Origin of the sequence: Pseudoalteromonas sp. BSi20480, from assembly GCF_000241365.1 — a bacterium.
In the GTDB taxonomy this organism is placed as follows: domain Bacteria; phylum Pseudomonadota; class Gammaproteobacteria; order Enterobacterales; family Alteromonadaceae; genus Pseudoalteromonas; species Pseudoalteromonas marina.
The window spans coordinates 14,049-32,997 of the sequence record NZ_BADX01000154.1 but is presented as its reverse complement, the minus strand read 5'-3'; the positions used below and the strand labels follow the sequence as shown (position 1 = coordinate 32,997).

Here is an 18,949-nt window from a genome sequence, read left to right as displayed (position 1 = left end):
AGTCATGTAATAGTCAGTCAACCCTTTAATAAAAGAATAATAACAATACCAGTTTACTTTAGCCATCTATACATTTAAACTTCCCTTTCGCGTCGATTTGGTCTTTGGCTTGCGGGCGCTGCATTGTTCTACTATTTGTTAGCTTTTAACAACGTAGATAGACTTGCTAAATTCAGCTAAAAGAGGAATTTTTGGCTGTGGTAATTAATTGGTTCCGAGGATTATGATGCAGCCATCATTTAATAAAAACAAAGCAATACTTTCTTTACTACCCCTACTAACATTTGTAGCCCTATTTTTAGGTTCTGGTTTATACCTGCAATCGCAAGGGGTTGATTACGCTTTTTATCAACTCCCAGCACCGGTGGCAATATTACCCGCCATTATGCTTGCCTTTATACTTAATAAAGGCACTGTTAATCAATGTGTTGAAACCTTTATAAAAGGCGCTGGGCATAACAACATTATTACGATGTGTTTAATTTACCTGCTTGCTGGTGCTTTTTCTGCAGTGGCCAGTGCAACAGGGGGTGTTGACGCAGTAGTTAATGCGGGTTTATCACTGATACCGCCCGCTCTATTACTTCCTGGTTTATTTTTAATTGCCGCGGTTGTATCTACAGCCATGGGCACATCAATGGGCACTATTGGGGCGATTGGCCCAATTGCTTATGCGGTGTCGATCAAAACAGGTATAGACCCAGCTCTTATGGCAGGTACTATTGTGTCTGGCGCTATGTTTGGCGATAACTTATCAATTATTTCAGATACCACTATTGCGGCTACACGAACGCAAGGTTGTGAAATGAAAGATAAATTTAAAGAAAACCTTAAAATTGCAGTACCAGCCGCAATTTTAACAATCGCTTTATTGTTTTACCTTACGCCTGCAGCGCAAGTGGTCGAAACCCAAGATTACGATATTTGGTTAGTGCTACCTTATGCCTTTATTTTAGTTCTCGCCGTAGCAGGCCTAAATGTATTTGTTGTGTTATTTAGCGGTATTATATTTGCTGCATTAATGGGCTTTACCGGTAGCTACGAAGGGTCTAGCTTTGTTAAAGATATTTATCAAGGCTTTACCGATATGCAGGAAATATTTTTACTTTCTATGTTTATTGGTGGTCTTTCAGAATTTATTCGCATTAACGGTGGCCTTGATTACATTGCCCAAAAAATTCAAGCCATTACTAAAGTAATTGCTAAATGGCACCGTAAAGTAGCTGACCAACTTGGCATTGCAGCCCTAGTCATGACAAGTAACATTTGTATTGCCAATAATACCGTTTCAATTATTGTGGCGGGTCCTATTGCTAAAAAACTCGCTGACGATGGTGAAATTAGTGGCAAACGCTCTGCAAGCCTACTTGATATTTTTGCTTGTGTAACTCAGGGCTCTTTACCTTATGGAGCACAAGCACTTTTACTTGGCGCTACGTTTAAAATTAGCCCTTGGGAAGTCTCAACATCGTCTTATTATTGTTTCATTTTAGCATTTACCGCTATAGCAATAATTTGTTTGCGTCGTAATAAAGCTTAAAACCTTTGCCCCACTGTTGCAGCTTAAAAATAAGCTGCAACATATTACTCTACATATTAATCACTTTTGCTATAATGCGCGCTTTCGCGTGTCACTCAAGTTATAGTTAAATACAAATTATGAAATTAAATAAAATACTCTCCTTTTTTACCCTTACATCCATTGCTTTATCGTCTTCTGCTTTTGCCGCTAATTGGAGCAGCACAGCATTACACATTAACAATGGCGACCAAAAAAACCCTTTTACTGAGCAAGAGTCAGATACCACGGTTTACTCAGTTCAACATGCATCGGGTTACGATTACGGCGACAACTTCTTTTTCATTGATTACAGTAAAGACGATAAAGCTGACGGCTATCAAGATAGCGATTTTTACGGCGAATGGTATTCAACTGTTAGCTTATCGGCGCTCAGCGGTGAAAAAATTGGCACCGGTGCGTTATTAGATGTTGGCCTTACTGGCGGTATAAATATTGCTGGCGATGCTAAAATGGTGAAATACCTGCCGGGTGTTAAATTAAGCTGGGATGTACCAGGTTTTAACTTCTTTCAAACGATAGTAACAGCCTATATTGACGACAGCGAAGGTGTTGCTAAAGGCGGCGCCCCCATAGAAACAAATAGTTGGATGTTTGATGTAGCTTTTGAATACCCTTTTACTATTGGCTCACAAAAGTTCAGCTTTAAAGGGCACGCAGAATACATTGCAGAACGTGAAGACGAATTTGGAAACGATGTAGAGGCATGGATACTCGCACAACCTATTTTAGTATGGGACATGGGCCATGCCTTTGAAATGAAAGAAAATACGTTGCTACTCGGCATGGAGCTTCAATACTGGCATAACAAGCTAGGAACTGAAGTGACAGAGTCAGTTCCGCAAATACATGTAGAGTGGACCTTTTAAGCAATTACACTGCGTTAAAATCACATAAATTGGAGCCCTATTAAGCGCTCCTTTTTTTATGCCATAAAAGTATTTAATTGAATGGCTGTAAATACTTAGTTATTGTCGTATTTCTTTTAAGCCTCATGCTTTACCTTTGAAGGAATAATGAAATGATGTCAATTAAAGTGATGTGTTTTGCTGCCTTTTTAGCTTTAACTAATAATGCTTTAGCAAGTAGTGAAGTAAATACAGAGTCTCTATCTTACGATGCCCTCTTAAGCAGTTATCAATATGACTTTAAAGTAAATTACTTTAGCGTTGAATCACAAAAGCAGTCTTTAAAAATGGCGTATATTTACCTAAAGCCTACCAAAGAAAAGATGCCTACCGTGACACTTATGCACGGCAAAAATTTTAATGCTGATTATTGGACGACTACAGCGCAGTACTTGCAATCGCTTGGCTTTGGTGTATTAATTCCTGATCAAATTGGCTTTGGTAAATCATCCAAACCTACTAACTATCAATATTCGTTTGCATCGCTTGCCCACCATACACATGCGTTAATGGACTCCCTTAACTTAAAACAAACAATTGTAGTTGGCCATTCTATGGGCGGCATGTTGGCAAGTCGCTTTGCTTTAATGTATCCCAATACAACAATTAAATTGGTTTTGCTTAACCCTATAGGGCTTGAAAACTACTTACATTATGTTGAATACAAAGACACCAACTTCTTTTATAAAAATGAGCTTGCTAAAACGCCTAAGGGCGTAAAAAAATATCAGCAAAAAAACTATTACGATGGTAAATGGAACGCTACGTATTCAGCATTAACAGACTTTATTACTGGGCAAATACAAGGGCCGGACAAAGCTCACATGGCGTGGGTTAATGCTAAAACATACGATATGATTTTCACTCAACCGGTTATTACTGAATTTAAAGATTTTGCCGTGCCAGTTGAGTTAATTATTGGTACCCGCGATAGAACAGGACCAGGCCGAAACTGGAAAAAAACCGGTGTAGATTATGAGCTTGGTCGATACGATAAGTTAGGCAAAAATGCCGTATCGCTTATCCCCAATGCTAAATTATATGAACTCGATAATTTAGGCCACTTACCACATATAGAAGACTTTGAGCGCTTTAAAACTGTATTTAAAGAAGCACTCGCTGCTGAATAACCCACATAAATACACATAACCGACAAAATAAAACCCCTAGAAAGTATTTACATTCAGGGGTTTTATTTTATTAGCGCATCAACACTATACGCCACTGCTTTATACTGTTAAGAGCTCAACTAAAGTGAGCACTGTGGCCTTTTTCCTTGTGAGTTTGCAGTACTTTGCTCACTTAGTGCTTTTGTCATTTGCGACTGCAAATTATTAATACGACTCGTTGGTGCTGGGTGGGTAGACAAAAATTCAGGCGTTGCACCGCTTCCCGCTGTACTCATGTTTTCCCAAAGCGTAACCGACTCTTTTGGGTTGAAACCCGCCTTAGCCATTAAATCAAGACCAATGGTATCGGCCTCAGACTCATGAGAACGGCTAAACGGTAAAATCACACCATATTGAGCGCCTAATCCGAGCCCTTGCATAATTTCATTACGGTACTGCACGTTACCCATTTCAAGCGCAACACTACCCAATTGCATTCCTGTACTTAACAACGAGCTTTGTGATACACGTTCATTAGAGTGTTCTGCAATTACGTGCCCTACCTCATGCCCTAAAACGGTGGCGACTTGATCTTGATTAGTCGCTATTTTTAGTAACCCGGTATGAACACCAATGTAACCGCCAGGCAAAGCAAATGCATTTGCTGAATCATCTTCAAATACCACCACTTCCCAGTTTTGAGACGCATACTCATTAGGTAAAACGGCAATTACTTTTTCAGCAATACAATTTACATATGTATTGGTTTTTGGATTTTTATTAATTGGCTGATTTTTTTTCATGTCAGCAAAGCTAGCTGTACCCATTTCGCTCATTTGCTGATCCGAATAAAGCGCTATTTGAGTACGCCCTGTTGGCGATGTTTTACACCCTGCTAAAACAGCCGTTGCTACTAGTGCCAATACCAATTTTTTCATTGTATTACCTTAAGTCATTTATACTGCAAGTAGGATAGCAAACACAGTGCCAGTTTAAAATCATTGGTTTAAGGTAAGTACTTTGCGGTGAAGTAAGTAACGTTCCGGCTAAACTACGTTTATACATATACAATGCCCTGCTACACTATAGCCCTTGTTTTATTTACCTTGAGTTTATGTATGGGCGCCTCGTCTACGTCTTTCAATACCCGTATTTTATTACCTTTATTGGCAAGTATTGTCGCTATTACCCCCCTTGCAATTGATATGTATTTGCCCGCAATGTTGGTTATTGCGAACAATTTACAAACTAGTATGCCAAATGTACAAATATCGCTAAGTATATATTTAGCAGGTTACTCATTGGGCATGTTATTTTTTGGCCCTATAGCGGATCAAATTGGCCGCCGGAAACTGGCTAAAATTGGTTTAACATTATTTGGTTTAACCTCTACTGCGTTAGCATTCACAACAGAAATTCATACTTTTTGGGCACTAAGGGCAATACAAGCGTTCACTGGTGCTGCTGCTACGGTAGTCGTGCCAGGAATCATTAGGCATATTTATCAGCAAAATACGGCAAAAGGTATGTCGTATGTATCGATGATCATGATGGTTGCACCATTAATAGCGCCGTCTGTAGGCTCTTTTATTTTAGGGTTTTCTGTTTGGTCTACCATATTTTTAGTATTAGCAGCTTACAGTTTTATAATACTTGTGTTTGTGCAAGTATATTTAATTGATATACCTATTCATACCAGTGAAAAAAAAGGTTTAGCCTTATTTTTTGACAGTTATAAAACTGTGTTGAGTAACACCGATGCACGCGCCGATATTTTAAGCTCAATGTTTGTATCGTTTGGCTTTTTTTGCTTTTTAACCTCAGTGCCTTTTATTTATTTAGACTTATACAAAGTGTCGGAGCAACTGTTTGGGATATTATTTGCCTTTAATGTGATGGCATTAATGTTTGGTAACTTTTTAAATACGCGTATTGTGCCGCGTATTGGTTCACGCAAAATGTTATATGTTGGATTGGTATGCGGTTTTATATCAGGGTTGTGCCTTTTAACTTTTAGTATTTTACATTTATCGCTTTATTATATAGTGGCAGCAATTGCACCATTAATGATGAGTTTAGGGGTCACTGCCAGTAATGCAGATTCTTTAATACTCATGAAGTTTGAAAAAAACACCGGCACGGCTACTGCCGTTATTGGTACGCTTAGGTTTGGCAGCGGTGCCTTGGTAGGCCCCATTCTTGCTGTTATGCATGCTCAAAGCTCTGTGCCGTTTTCGAGCCTCATGTTTAGCGCGGTACTACTGACTATATTAGTGCAAATAATTCATTATAAAAAAGACAAAAAAAATGCCTCAATCTGAGGCATTTTTAAAGTGTTAAACGGCTAAATTAAGCATCAGCCGCTTTTGAAACCATAACCATTGCCGGGCGTAATAAACGACCATTTAATGTGTAGCCTTTTTGCATTACAGCAAGAACTGTGTTTGGTGTTACATCGTTGCTTGGCTGAATTGACATAGCTTGATGGAACTCTGGGTTAAATTGCTCGCCTTGTGGGTTAACAATTTCAACACCGAATTTAGCAACAGCATCGTTAAAGCTTTTAACTGTCATATCAATGCCTTCAAGCAACGGCTTTAACGTTTCGTTTTCTTTATCAGAAAACTCAATAGCGCGTTCAAGATTATCAATCACAGGAAGTAATTCGTTAGCAAACTTTTCAAGTGCAAATTTGTGTGCTTTCTCTACATCTTGTGCAGCACGACGGCGAATGTTATCAACGTCAGCAGCGGCACGGATCACACCGTCTTTTTGGTCTGCAATAGTTTGCTTAGCAGCTTCTAGCTCTGCGTAAAGCATCGCAATTTCAGCTTCAGGGCTTTGTTCTTCTGCATGTTGTTCAGCGGCATCCACGGCTGCTTCTACATCTGCTTGCATTTGTTCAATTTCTTCGTTTAGTTCTACTTCTTGCTCTGGGTTTTGTGTCTGCTCAGACATAAAATACATGCTCCAATTCTTTTCAATTGCGGTAATTATGGGGATTGAATAAAAAGATTCAAGAGTTCGATGACTCAATTAATTTAAATTCTTGGATTATTTGTTCTATTTGCGCTGATTTTGGGCAGATTATACAAAAGCGGCTTTGGTATTCTTGGTTTTGAAAGTAAGGAACGCTGATGGTTATTAGATCGTTACATTCACTAAACGGAAGTTTTTTACCACTGATCACCGAAACACCATTTTTAAATGCCAGTGCATCTTCAACAAAATTTAGAAATGACACGCCTATATTTAGGCTTTGCTCACAATTTATTTTTTTATAAAGGTAGTTTTCACCCACAACAATACTATTATCTGAACCTAACTTTTGACTTAGCTGCCGTGTCCATTGAGTAAGTGAATCATGACAGTTTTTAGGCGCTGTGTTTGCCATTGCTTGCATTCTATACAAGCCTTCCATCAATGTTTGTTGACTAAATACTGTATTTAACCACGTTGCAAACTGGTACCGAACCGTATCTGAAGCATCATGTGGTTTATCAATGCAAATATTATGACTTTGGCCTGCGCGATCTATCAATAAAATAAGCCAATCGGTAGAATCAAAATCAAGTACTTCAACCCTAAATACATGCTGTGAGCTCACTTGCGGTAAACCAACACAACAGCATACCTGATACTTTTGACTCAAGCCATGTGCCAATTCAACTAGCTGTGCTTGTTCTGGCTCCCAGTAACTAGCAATATCTGATAATGGAAAAAACTCATCAAACCAATAATTAAACCCTTCATCTGTAGGTACTCGTCCTGCAGAAGTGTGGGGGGAATACAATAAACCTACTTTTTCAAGACGGGCCATTGCATTACGAACGGTTGCTGAACACACAGCCATGCTTTTTAGCTTGGCAATTTTTGTTGATGGAACGGGCAATCCCTCACCGTTACAGTACATGTTCATTACAGCTGAAAATATTTGCTGATCGCGCGGATTTAATTTCATGATATCTACATCTTGTTGCATGAAAGGTATATCGGGGCATTTGCTGCTATTTCAAGTCATTTCCCCTTTGTTGAACAATATAAAACAAATTTATTTTAAACTAAATTGAATCATACTCATTTAGGTAAAATCTGTATTTTCAAACACTTTGCTTTTGAGTTACTCTACAACCATCAAAACTTTTAGTGTGCAGATTATGAACTCTCCTTTCAATACTATTGGCCTTATTGGCAAACCAAACCACCCAAAAGCGGCTGCCACTTTGCAGCGTTTGCATACATTTTTACTGGCACTTGGTTTTGAAGTGATTGTTGAAAAACGCACTGGTGGACAGTTAGTCGATGTACCCAAAGAAAACCTTGTTAAACTGGTTGATTTAGGAGAGCAAGCCGACCTTGCAATTGTGGTTGGCGGTGACGGAAATATGTTAGGAGCTGCGCGCGTACTTGCTCGATTTAACATTGCTGTAATTGGCGTTAACCGAGGTAACCTTGGCTTTTTAACCGACTTAAACCCTGAAGGTTTTGAAGCTAGCCTAGAGCATGTTCTAAGTGGTGAGTTTATAGAAGAGAATCGCTTTTTATTGGAAGTAGAAGTTTATCGTCACAATGAACTAAAAAGTGCCAATTTAGCGGTAAACGAAGCCGTATTACATGCAGATAAAGTAGCTCATATGATTGAGTTTGAGGCATTTATAAATAGCGACTTTGTATTCTCTCAGCGCTCTGATGGGCTAATTGTATCTACGCCAACAGGATCAACTGCTTACTCACTCTCTGGTGGGGGTCCAATATTAACGCCTGAACTAAATGCAATATCTTTGGTGCCTATGTTTCCGCACACGTTATCAAGCAGGCCATTAGTGGTAGATGCCGATAACGAAGTGAGGCTAAAACTTAGTTTAGACAATACTGACAGCTTGCAAGTCAGCTGCGACAGCCACGTTGTGCTTGCCGTTTTACCTGGTGATGAAGTCGTCATTAAAAAAGCAGATAAAAAATTGCGGTTAATTCATCCAAAAAACTACTCTTACTACAACGTTTTACGTACGAAATTAAATTGGGGCAGTCGTTTATACTAATTTTATTGCTAAAGCGTTGTCTTTAGCGCAAAATGCAGATTACAACAATAATACACCAATTTTTAGGAACAAATAGCAATGACATATGTCGTTTTTTTTGCCTTGCTACTGTTAATTACACTTCTAGCAACCTACTTAAAAATAGAAAGCAATCGTCGCAAAGCAATTGAAGCTCAAAAAAAGCAATTTAACGAACGTGTATCACAAGTTGGCGCCCGTCTAAAGTCAAAATTAAATGAGCTAGTAGAGGCGAAAATTCTTCGCCCTAAATACGCACCTCGAATTCAAGCAATCGTTTCCAACTTTTTTGTAGTTCAAAAGCATACTGACGAGAATTTACAAACCCTTGAAGATGTATCTGATCTATTAATCAATACTTTATCTAACGAACTGACTAAAGCGAACCAAATAGGCAATGGCCAAAGCTTGGAAGAAAATATCCAGTATTTTGTGTCTGAACTTCCACAGCAAGGTATTTCGTATAACAAAACGTTTTACTCAGAGGCGTTACCAAACCTTATCGAATTAATTAAAACCAACGACTTGCTACAACCCCTTGATAATGAAGAAAATGAATACATTCCAGAAAATCAAGACCCAAACAACCAACTCAATCAACATGTTAATATTGCCTAAATAATAAAAAATTAATTTGCAAAAAAGCTAAACACTGTATAAATTACCAGTTAATTAACTGGATGGATAAACAGTATGTTAGTTGGTTTAGAAATTAAAAATTTTGCAATTGTAAGTAACTCAAGCACTGAATGGCATAACGGCATGACAGCGATCACGGGGGAAACCGGCGCGGGTAAATCGATTGCCATTGATGCACTTTCATTGTGTTTAGGCGAGCGTGCTGAAGCCTCTGCTGTAAGACCTTCTGCAGACAAAGCTGAAGTATGTGCCCAATTTGATATAAGTGCACTCCCGCTCGCTCAGGCTTTTTTAGAACAGCACATGCTAACGAGTAACGACGATGAATGCCTACTTAGACGCGTTGTTTGCAAAAATGGTCGCAGCAAAAGCTATATTAATGGCAGCGCTGTTACAGCAGCTCAACTAAAAGAGCTAGGACAGTATTTAATTTCTATACATGGGCAACACGCTCATCAACACCTTTTAAAAGCTGAACATCAATTACAACTACTTGATGCATATGCTGGCCATCAAGACTTGGTTGTAAAAGTAACTGAAAGTTATAAACAATTTGCCAACCTTCAAAAAGAATTTAAACAGCTTGAGCAACAGCAATTACAACAAGCCGCTCAAAAACAGCTACTAGAATACCAAGTGGCAGAACTTGACGAGTTTGCGTTACAAGACGGTGAGTTTGAACAAATTGAAGCCGAACATTACAAGCTAAGTAATAGCCAAACCATTTTAGAGTCATGTCAAAAAGAGCTGCAATACCTATATGAAGGTGAAGAACAAAGCGCGTGTTCTGTTTTACAGCACAGCGCACAACAATTTGCAGATTTAGCACAATATGATGAAAGCTTAGCAAGTGTGGCTGCAATGTTAGAAGAAGCTGCTGTTCAAGTAGAAGAAGCTAGCCGAGAAATTCGCAATTATACGGAACAAGTTGATTTAGACCCAGCCCGTTTAACAGAGATAGAAAATAGGTTAAGTGGCGCAATGGACTTAGCTCGTAAGCACCATATAAAACCGCAAGGATTAGTTGAATTTCATCAGTCAATTTCAAAAGAACTCGAGTCAATTAGTAATAATAGTTCGCGTTTGGAGCAACTTGACTCTGAAATAAACGATGCATTGCTTGACTACAAGCAAGCAAGTGAAGCGCTAAGTATTAGCCGCAGAAGTTATGCTAATACCTTAAACACCTTAATAAGCGAAAGTATGGCAAATTTATCCATGGAAAATGGTGTATTTGAAATATCGCTTACTGAAGATCCTGAGCGCGCCCCCAATCTTTTAGGGCATGATAGCGTTTCGTTTTTAGTATCGACCAACCCAGGGCAGCCCCTTCAGCCTTTGGCTAAGGTGGCGTCTGGTGGTGAGCTTTCGCGTATTAGCTTAGCCATTCAGGTTATTATTGCCCAAAAAGTAACAACACCAACATTGATATTTGATGAAGTAGACGTAGGTATTTCTGGACCTACAGCCTCTGCTGTTGGAAAGTTATTAAGGCAACTTGGTAAATCGACTCAGGTGATCTGTGTTACCCATTTGCCGCAGGTTGCAAGTAGTGCGCATCAGCAATTTTTTGTAGCAAAAGAAATTGCTAAAGGTGAAACCTTTACCAATATGCTGGCACTAACAAAAGATGGTAGAGTAGACGAAATAGCAAGGTTGCTTGGCGGCGACAATGTTAGTAAAACAGCAAAAGCAAACGCAAAAGAGTTAATAAAAAGCGCATGTGTAATTTAGGTTTAATTAATAACCAACTAGGGTTTCAATTTTCAGCAAGGCCTTTATATGATTACTAATACTGCTTTAATTCTTATTATTGTAAGCTGGCTACTGGTTTTAATTAGTCTATTGTTAACTTTATTTAGCCGATACAAACACACACAATTCAAGAAACACTTAATGAGCTTTTTAAATGTAACGTTATTCGTTCAGCTGATTCTTAGTGTTTACAATTTAATGAGTTACCAGGATGGTAATTCGAATAATTTAATTTTTAGTTATACATGTGTTTTGCTCACCCAAATACTGTGTAATGTATTTTGTTGCATGAGTTTAAAAAGACGTATTGCTAAAGTTAAGTCAACACTTGATTCGTTCTCAATGGAATAATAAAACTACTCTGAGCAAGTCTTATTTTTACCTTGCTCTTTAGCTTTATAAAGCAATTCATCTGCGCGCTTGATATCAATGTCTATAGAATCGCTTTCATGGGATTGAACAACCCCCATACTAATCGTTAAGCTTAAGCTCGCAAAAGATGTATTAACAGGAAATTGTTTTAGCGCGGCATGTATTTTATTTGAGATTTCTACGCCCTTTGCGTTAAATACATTAGGAATTGCAATCAAAAACTCCTCCCCGCCCCAGCGTGATGCAACGGCATTATTAGGAATATGTTGCTTTAAAATATTAGCTAAGTGTATGAGCGCTTCATCACCAAAACTATGCCCGTACTCGTCGTTAACTTTTTTAAAATTGTCTACATCGCACAAAATAAGTACAAACGGTGTTTGCTCCTTCGTGAGCGCTAATTTAAATTCACTAAGCTTATTCATTGTAAAGCGTCTGTTTGGTAACCCCGTTAAAGGGTCAATAGTCGCCAACAGTTCATTTTTTTTACTCAGTGCTAATATTTTTTGATTGTATTTTTCCCTTGAGTTTTCATAAAAGCCACTCAACATTGCGACAATAATAAATGAAAATATAACTCGATAGGGAAATTGATCAGGTTGATAGTTATAAATACTAAAGGTATGCGCGCAATAAAAAGCTAATATAACCGCTAATAAAAACAAAACAATATCAACGATACCGCGCTTTAAGCCTCTAATTGAAAATGTGACTGGCGAAACTATGAATATCCAAATCGGACCAGTTCCCTGCGCGCCTCCAGTTAAAACAAGGTAAATCATCAATGCATAAAGGTTATAAAGGATAGCACTAGCTGACTTTTCAAGGTTTTTATAAACACTAAGCGCCCATGCGTAAACTAGCGAAGAACATATTAAGGTAAAAAATAAAAAATAATCGCTGTTGGTCAATGCAATGCAGCCCATCACCAAGGTTGCTATAAAGCCTATTGATGAGAAAAATCTAACTATTAGTTTTCTTTCTGGATTATTTGAATGTTCATGCATAATAAGCGCTATTTTTCTTATATTATTGAGTTAATTTTCAGCAAAGTTATCACCAATTTTTCTGAGTAACACTCAATACTCCCCTTTTTCAGCAGTTAAATCAAGATTAAAGTATTACTGATGTAAAATTAATACTAGTACCTTTTTTAACAAATTATAAGTTTATGAATCTTAAAACTATTCATGAGTGTAGCTTGGTAATACGACCAAATTATCATCTAAAATAAAATGGTTAAAAATAAATGGTACCTAATTCGTTTCAAGCACAAAAAAAGCAAGCCACTTGGCTTGCTTTTAAATTGTCGATTTCTGAAAATATTAAATTAAACTTTTAAATAATCCATAATACCTTCAGCTGCGTTACGGCCTTCAAAAATAGCGGTTACTACTAAATCCGAACCACGCACTATATCGCCACCAGCAAATATTTTAGGGTTAGTTGTTTGATGTGTAAATTCACCTTGCTCTGGTGCGTTAATACCGCCCCAGTGGTTTATTTCTACGTCATACTTTTCTAACCAGTCCATTTTGTGTGGCTTGAAACCAAACGCCATAATTACTTGTGTTGCTTCAATAACATGCTCTGAACCGGCGACCTCTTCTGCGCGGCTACGACCATTCGCATCTGGCTCACCCAGCTTAGTTCTAACCATTTTTACGCCTGCAACATGGCCGTTAGCGTCTAGCACAATGCCTTTAGGTTGAACGTTATATGTAAATATAACCCCTTCTTCTTTGGCATTTTTTACTTCACGCTTAGAGCCTGGCATATTTTCTTCATCACGGCGGTACGCACACGTTACTTTTGCAGCACCCTGTCGTATAGACGTTCTTACACAGTCCATCGCAGTATCACCACCTCCTAATACAACGACCTTCTGATTCGCCATGTCAATATAAGCTTGATTCGCTTCATCATAACCCATAACTCGGTTAGTGTTACCGATTAAAAACGGCAGCGCATCGTGAACACCCGGCGCATCTTCATTTTCAAGCCCTGCACGCATGCTCTGATACGTACCCACGCCTAAAAATACAGCATCATAGTCGGCTAAAATATCATCCATAGTGATATCTACACCTACTTCAACATTCAGCTTAAATTCTACGCCCATTTCAGTGAAAATCTCACGGCGCTTTTGCATCACTTCTTTCTCTAGTTTGAAAGAAGGAATACCAAATGTGAGTAATCCACCAATTTCTGGGTGACGGTCAAACACAACAGGCTTAACACCATTTCGAACTAAAATGTCCGCACAACCTAAGCCCGCGGGCCCTGCACCAATGATAGCTACTTTTTTGTCAGTCCATGTTACGTAAGACATGTCTGGCTTCCAGCCCATTTTAAACGCGGTATCGGTAATATATTTTTCAATGTTACCTATCGTTACTGCGCCAAACTCTTCATCGAGCGTACATGAGCCTTCACACAACCGGTCTTGAGGACAAACACGGCCACATACTTCAGGCAAACTGTTTGTTCGATGAGAAAGCTCCGCAGCTTCTAATATACGCCCTGTGCGAATTAGTTTAAGCCACTGTGGAATGTAATTATGTACCGGACATTTCCATTCACAGTATGGGTTACCACAATCCAAGCAACGATCAGCTTGAGAGTTAACCTGATTTTCTGAAAAGGGTTCGTAAATTTCTACAAATGATTTTTTACGTGACGAAATTGGCTTTTTGCGTGGATCTACACGCTGCACGTCTATAAATTGATATACATTTTCGCTCATACTGCCCCCTTATTGCGCCTGAACACGTAGTTCGGCACTACTACGGGCGCGGTGCCCGAGTAAACTTTTTACGTCACTTGATTTAGGTTTTACTAATTTAAACATAGGTAAGTAGAGCTCAAAATTAGCTAAAATACTTTCTGCTCTGCATGAGCCTGTTAGCTCTAAATGCTCAGCAATTAATCCACGTAGGTGCTCTTGGTGTGACGTTAACGCTTCTAATGTCACAACTTCGACAAGCTCTGGGTTTATGCGTTTCTCAAAGTCGTTTCGCTCATCTAAAACATAGGCAAAACCACCGGTCATACCCGCCCCAAAGTTAACACCTACATTACCAAGCACACACACAACACCACCGGTCATGTATTCACAGCCATTATCGCCAACGCCTTCAACAACTGCTTGCACGCCTGAATTTCGAACTGCGAAGCGCTCACCTGCGCACCCTGCAGCAAACAATTTACCGCCCGTTGCACCGTATAAACAGGTATTACCAATAATCGTTGCTTTATGACTTTCAAATGATGAACCCACTGGCGGACGAATAACTAGCTTACCACCAGCCATGCCTTTACCAACGTAGTCATTAGCGTCACCAACGAGGGTCATTTCAAGCCCACCTGCGTTCCAAACACCAAACGATTGACCAGCCGTGCCATGGAGCTCGATTGCTACCGGGTCAGCCGCCATACCCTGATTTCCGTGTTTATCAGCAATGTAGCCTGATAGCATTGCACCAACTGAACGGTCTGTATTACAAATTCGGCTAACAAGTGAAATACCACTTGAAGTATCAATCGCTTCTTGCGCTTTTCCTAATAGGCTTTCGTTAAGCTCGCCTAAATAATGTGAGCTATTTGGCGCGCTACAAAATAACGTTTCGCCTGTTGGATTGTTTGGCTGCGCAATAACAGAAGATAAATCTATCTTTTTCTGTTTGGCTGTTTTGCCCTCAATTGCTTCAAGTAAATCAAGACGACCAATTAGGTCTGTTAAGTTTGCAACACCTAAGCTTGCCATGATTTCACGCGCTTCTTGTGCAATAAACTTAAAGTAGTTCATCGCCATTTCAGGTAAGCCATGGTAATGCTTTTGACGAAGTGTTTCGTCTTGGGTTGCAACACCGGTTGCACAGTTATTTAAATGACAAATACGTAAGTATTTACACCCTAATGCCACCATAGGGCCCGTACCAAAACCAAAGCTTTCAGCACCTAAAATAGCGGCTTTAATAATATCTAAACCTGTTTTTAAACCACCATCTGTTTGCAAACGAATGCGGTGGCGAAGACCATTTTCTACAAGGGCTTGTTGTGTTTCAGCTAAGCCTAATTCCCATGGGCTGCCTGCATACTTTACAGATGTAAGCGGACTTGCGCCTGTGCCGCCGTCGTAGCCAGATATAGTAATTAAATCAGCATATGCTTTAGCTACACCCGTTGCTATCGTGCCAACACCCGGTTCCGACACTAGTTTTACTGATACAAGTGCTTTTGGATTTACTTGCTTTAAATCGAAAATTAGCTGAGCAAGATCCTCAATAGAATAAATATCATGATGTGGTGGCGGTGAAATTAACGTCACGCCAGGTACCGAATAGCGAAGCTTAGCAATGTAAGGTGTTACTTTTTCACCCGGAAGTTGCCCGCCTTCACCTGGTTTTGCACCCTGCGCTACTTTAATTTGAATTACATCTGCGCTACGTAAATAATGCGGTGTAACACCAAATCGACCTGAGGCAACTTGCTTAATACGTGAGTTTTTCTCTGTGCCGTAACGAAGTTTATCTTCACCACCTTCACCTGAATTTGAACAACCACCTAGGCGATTCATTGCAATTGCGAGTGCTTCATGTGCCTCTGGCGATAAAGCACCAATACTCATCGCAGCTGAGTCAAAGCGTTTGTAAAGCGCTTCTGCAGGCTCTACATCATCAATACTAATTCCATTTTCTGGTAATTTAAGAGCCAGCATATCGCGTAATGTTGAAATAGGGCGATTGTTAACAAGCTTTGCATACTCGTTGTAATCTCTGTATTCACCAGAGCGAACTGCTACCTGCAGTGTTTGGATCACATCTGGGTTGTATGCATGGTATTCACCACCATGTACGTATTTAAATAAACCACCATGGCTAAGTAACTTACGCTTACTTAAAGCAAGCTTGTGTAAGCTTTGTTGATCGTCATCAAAGTCTGTAAAACATGCGCCTTTAATGCGGCTAGCCACACCTTTAAAACACATATCAACAACAGCATCTGATAAACCCACCGCCTCAAATAACATTGAGCAGCGGTAAGAAGCGACTGTACTAATGCCCATTTTAGACATTATTTTGTATAAGCCTTTGTTTACTGCTTTACGATAAGCAAGGGTTACCTCGCAGTAAGATTTATCGATGATTTTACTGTCACTCATCGCAACTAACGACTCATACGCTAGGTATGGGTAAATAGCTGTTGCGCCAAAACCAAGTAACACTGCAAATTGATGAGGGTCTCTTACGCTACCCGTTTCAATAATGATGTTTGATTCACAGCGTAAATTGTTATCAACCAAACACTTTTGCACTGCACCTACAGCCATAGCCGCAGGGATAGGTAGGTTTACATCGTCAAAATTACGATCAGTTAAAATAAGCATGATAGAGCCAGCAGCTGCTTTCTCTTTTGCTTTATCGCAAATGCGTTTAACTGCGTTTTCTAAGCCTTCTTCAACAGTGTAAGTAATATCAATTTTACAATAGCTGTAATGCGCTTCATCTGCATTTAGTAGCTGCTGCATGTCTGCATACATTAAAATAGGTGTATCGAACTGTAAGCGCTTAGCGTGCCCTGTTGTTTCATTAAACACATTTTGTTCGCTACCAATACACGTAGCCAAAGACATAACATGGTTTTCGCGAAGAGGATCAATTGGCGGGTTAGTGACTTGTGCAAACTTTTGACGGAAATAATCGTATAGTGAACGATGCCCTTCGCTTAACACAGCAAACGGAGTGTCATCACCCATTGAGCCAGTCGCTTCTTGCCCGTTTTCACCCATTACACGAATAACGCTATCCAACTCTTCATTGGTATAACCAAACATTTTTTGATATTTAGCTAACGTTTCATCGTCAAATGAACGATTGCCTGCATCTTGCTCTTTTAATTCTTCAAAGGGAGTCAAGCGCTTAACATTTTCTTCAAGCCACGACTTATAAGGATGGCGAGATTTTAAATCTTGGTCGATTTCGTCTGAGTGCCAAATTTTCCCCAATTTGGTATCAATTACTAAAAGCTCACCCGGACCCACTCGGCCTTTTTCAACTACTTCATCGGCGGTGTAATCCCAAATGCCCACTTCAGAAGCAAGAGTAATAAAACCATCTTGTGTAATTACATAACGCGCAGGACGAAGACCATTTCGGTCTAAGTTACAGGCTGCAAAGCGGCCATCTGACATAACAATCCCCGCAGGACCGTCCCATGGCTCCATGTGCATAGAGTTAAAGTCATAAAATGCACGTAAATCGTCATCCATAGCACGGTTTTTTTGCCATGCAGGCGGCACAAGCATGCGCATTGCACGGAATAAATCCATGCCACCGGCTAAAAATAGCTCTAGCATGTTATCGAGGCTTGACGAATCTGAGCCTGTTTCATTAACAAACGGCGCTGCGCTTTGTAAATCTGGAATAAGTGGAGACGAAAATTTATACGAGCGAGCACGAGCCCACTGACGGTTACCCTCAATGGTGTTAATTTCACCATTATGCGCTAAATAACGGAAAGGCTGAGCAAGTGGCCAACGAGGCTGTGTGTTTGTTGAAAAGCGCTGATGGAAAACACAAATTGCGCTGGTCATACGAATGTCAGCTAAGTCTAAATAAAAATTAGGCAAATCTGCAGGCATCATAAGGCCTTTATAGATAGTCACTAATCCAGATAAACTTGCAATGTAAAATGATTCATCGTCTGCTAAACGTTTTTCAGCACGACGGCGCGCTACGTATAAGCGACGTTCTAAATCTTTTGAACGCCAACCTTCAGGTGCGCTTACAAAAATTTGCTCAAAGCCCGGTAATTGCTGCACAGCAATTGGACCCAGCATTGATGGGTCGGTAGGCACTTCGCGCCAGCCTAAAATATTTAGCGTTTCTTTTTCTAATTCTTCGCTAAGAATTTCCTTTGCAGCTTGTGCTAAAACAGGATCTGAATTTAAAAAGATCATGCCTACTGCATAGTTTTTACCAAGGTGCCAGTTATGCTCACTTGCAATAGCACGGAAAAAACTATCTGGTTTTTGCAAAAGCAAACCACAGCCATCGCCTGTTTTACCATCAGCAGAAATACCGCCACGGTGTTGCATACGATCCAACCCAGTAATAGCAGTACGAATAAGCCGGTGACTAGCCTGACCATTAACTTGGGCAATTAAGCCAAAGCCACAATTTTCTTTCTCTAATTTCGAGTCGTATAACATAGACCCCTCCCCTTGCTTCACTGTTAGCGTTAATGAACTGCTCGACGATTTGCTAACAGCCGGTCAAAACTAGCCTCTATATCAAATAGAGTCAACAGTAATTTGAATACATATTCACATTCTTGAATATTTCTCACTTCATAGCAAGATTTCTTTTTTATCATTTTTATTAACATTTAGCGGTGTTTTCATCGTTATTTTTTCATGACACTGGTGTCAAGTTTAACATTTTGTAAAAATAGCTCTAAATCAAAACGCAGTTTACGTAAACGTAAACCTAAATATTAGTGAATAAATATTCAATTATAGGAATT

Annotated in this window: 13 protein-coding genes; 7 read left to right on the top strand and 6 right to left on the bottom strand. The window is 39.5% G+C overall.

Going from position 1 to position 18,949, the window contains the following annotated elements:
* Positions 1-226 precede the first annotated feature (226 nt).
* The 3 genes from P20480_RS03270 to P20480_RS03280 all read left to right on the top strand — a co-directional run bounded on the left by P20480_RS03270 (position 227) and on the right by P20480_RS03280 (position 3,617).
* Positions 227-1,540: a Na+/H+ antiporter NhaC family protein gene (locus P20480_RS03270; RefSeq protein ID WP_008132075.1), complete on the top strand. Its 1,314-nt coding sequence runs from the start codon at positions 227-229 to the stop codon at positions 1,538-1,540.
* Between the two features lie 119 nt (positions 1,541-1,659).
* Entirely contained in the window at positions 1,660-2,448 is a 789-nt protein-coding gene (locus tag P20480_RS03275; protein WP_008132074.1) for a hypothetical protein, read from the top strand.
* Positions 2,449-2,600: 152 nt separating this feature from the next.
* Positions 2,601-3,617 carry an alpha/beta fold hydrolase gene (locus P20480_RS03280; protein ID WP_033025805.1) on the top strand — a complete coding sequence of 339 codons (1,017 nt, stop codon included), beginning with the start codon at positions 2,601-2,603 and terminating at the stop codon, positions 3,615-3,617.
* Positions 3,618-3,736: 119 nt separating this feature from the next.
* Here P20480_RS03280 and P20480_RS03285 read toward each other — a convergent pair whose 3' ends face one another.
* A complete protein-coding gene (locus tag P20480_RS03285) occupies positions 3,737-4,534 on the bottom strand; it encodes a M48 family metallopeptidase (protein ID WP_008132072.1) in 798 nt (265 codons plus the stop codon).
* A gap of 180 nt (positions 4,535-4,714) precedes the next feature.
* On the opposite strand from P20480_RS03285, the gene P20480_RS03290 reads away from it, so the two are divergent.
* Entirely contained in the window at positions 4,715-5,917 is a 1,203-nt protein-coding gene (locus P20480_RS03290; protein WP_006792425.1) for a multidrug effflux MFS transporter, read from the top strand.
* Positions 5,918-5,945: 28 nt separating this feature from the next.
* Here the strand turns inward: P20480_RS03290 and grpE are convergent, their stop codons facing one another.
* Positions 5,946-6,554 (bottom strand): nucleotide exchange factor GrpE, encoded by a 609-nt coding sequence (grpE, locus tag P20480_RS03295; protein ID WP_008132071.1) that lies wholly within the window; start codon positions 6,552-6,554, stop codon positions 5,946-5,948.
* A 58-nt stretch (positions 6,555-6,612) separates the two neighbouring features.
* Complete coding sequence (locus P20480_RS03300; protein WP_006792423.1) at positions 6,613-7,578, bottom strand: HrcA family transcriptional regulator; 966 nt, start codon at positions 7,576-7,578, stop codon at positions 6,613-6,615.
* Between the two features lie 175 nt (positions 7,579-7,753).
* Between P20480_RS03300 and nadK the strand changes: the two genes are divergently transcribed.
* From nadK to recN, 3 genes are all read left to right on the top strand, one after another.
* On the top strand, positions 7,754-8,638 hold the full coding sequence (nadK, locus tag P20480_RS03305; RefSeq protein WP_006792422.1) for an NAD(+) kinase: 885 nt from the start codon (positions 7,754-7,756) through the stop codon (positions 8,636-8,638).
* A gap of 78 nt (positions 8,639-8,716) precedes the next feature.
* Positions 8,717-9,274, top strand: coding sequence for a hypothetical protein (locus P20480_RS03310; protein WP_008132070.1), 558 nt, complete (start codon positions 8,717-8,719; stop codon positions 9,272-9,274).
* A gap of 75 nt (positions 9,275-9,349) precedes the next feature.
* The gene (recN, locus tag P20480_RS03315) at positions 9,350-11,029 is read left to right on the top strand and encodes a DNA repair protein RecN (RefSeq protein ID WP_008132068.1); all 1,680 of its coding nucleotides are present in this window, start codon (positions 9,350-9,352) and stop codon (positions 11,027-11,029) included.
* Between the two features lie 377 nt (positions 11,030-11,406).
* Here recN and P20480_RS03320 read toward each other — a convergent pair whose 3' ends face one another.
* The 3 genes from P20480_RS03320 to gltB form a co-directional block, all read right to left on the bottom strand.
* Positions 11,407-12,429 (bottom strand): GGDEF domain-containing protein, encoded by a 1,023-nt coding sequence (locus P20480_RS03320; protein WP_238530319.1) that lies wholly within the window; start codon positions 12,427-12,429, stop codon positions 11,407-11,409.
* Positions 12,430-12,752: 323 nt separating this feature from the next.
* Complete coding sequence (locus P20480_RS03325) at positions 12,753-14,168, bottom strand: FAD-dependent oxidoreductase (protein WP_008132064.1); 1,416 nt, start codon at positions 14,166-14,168, stop codon at positions 12,753-12,755.
* Positions 14,169-14,177: 9 nt separating this feature from the next.
* The gene (gene gltB / locus P20480_RS03330; RefSeq protein ID WP_008132062.1) at positions 14,178-18,635 is read right to left on the bottom strand and encodes a glutamate synthase large subunit; all 4,458 of its coding nucleotides are present in this window, start codon (positions 18,633-18,635) and stop codon (positions 14,178-14,180) included.
* Positions 18,636-18,949 lie beyond the last annotated feature (314 nt).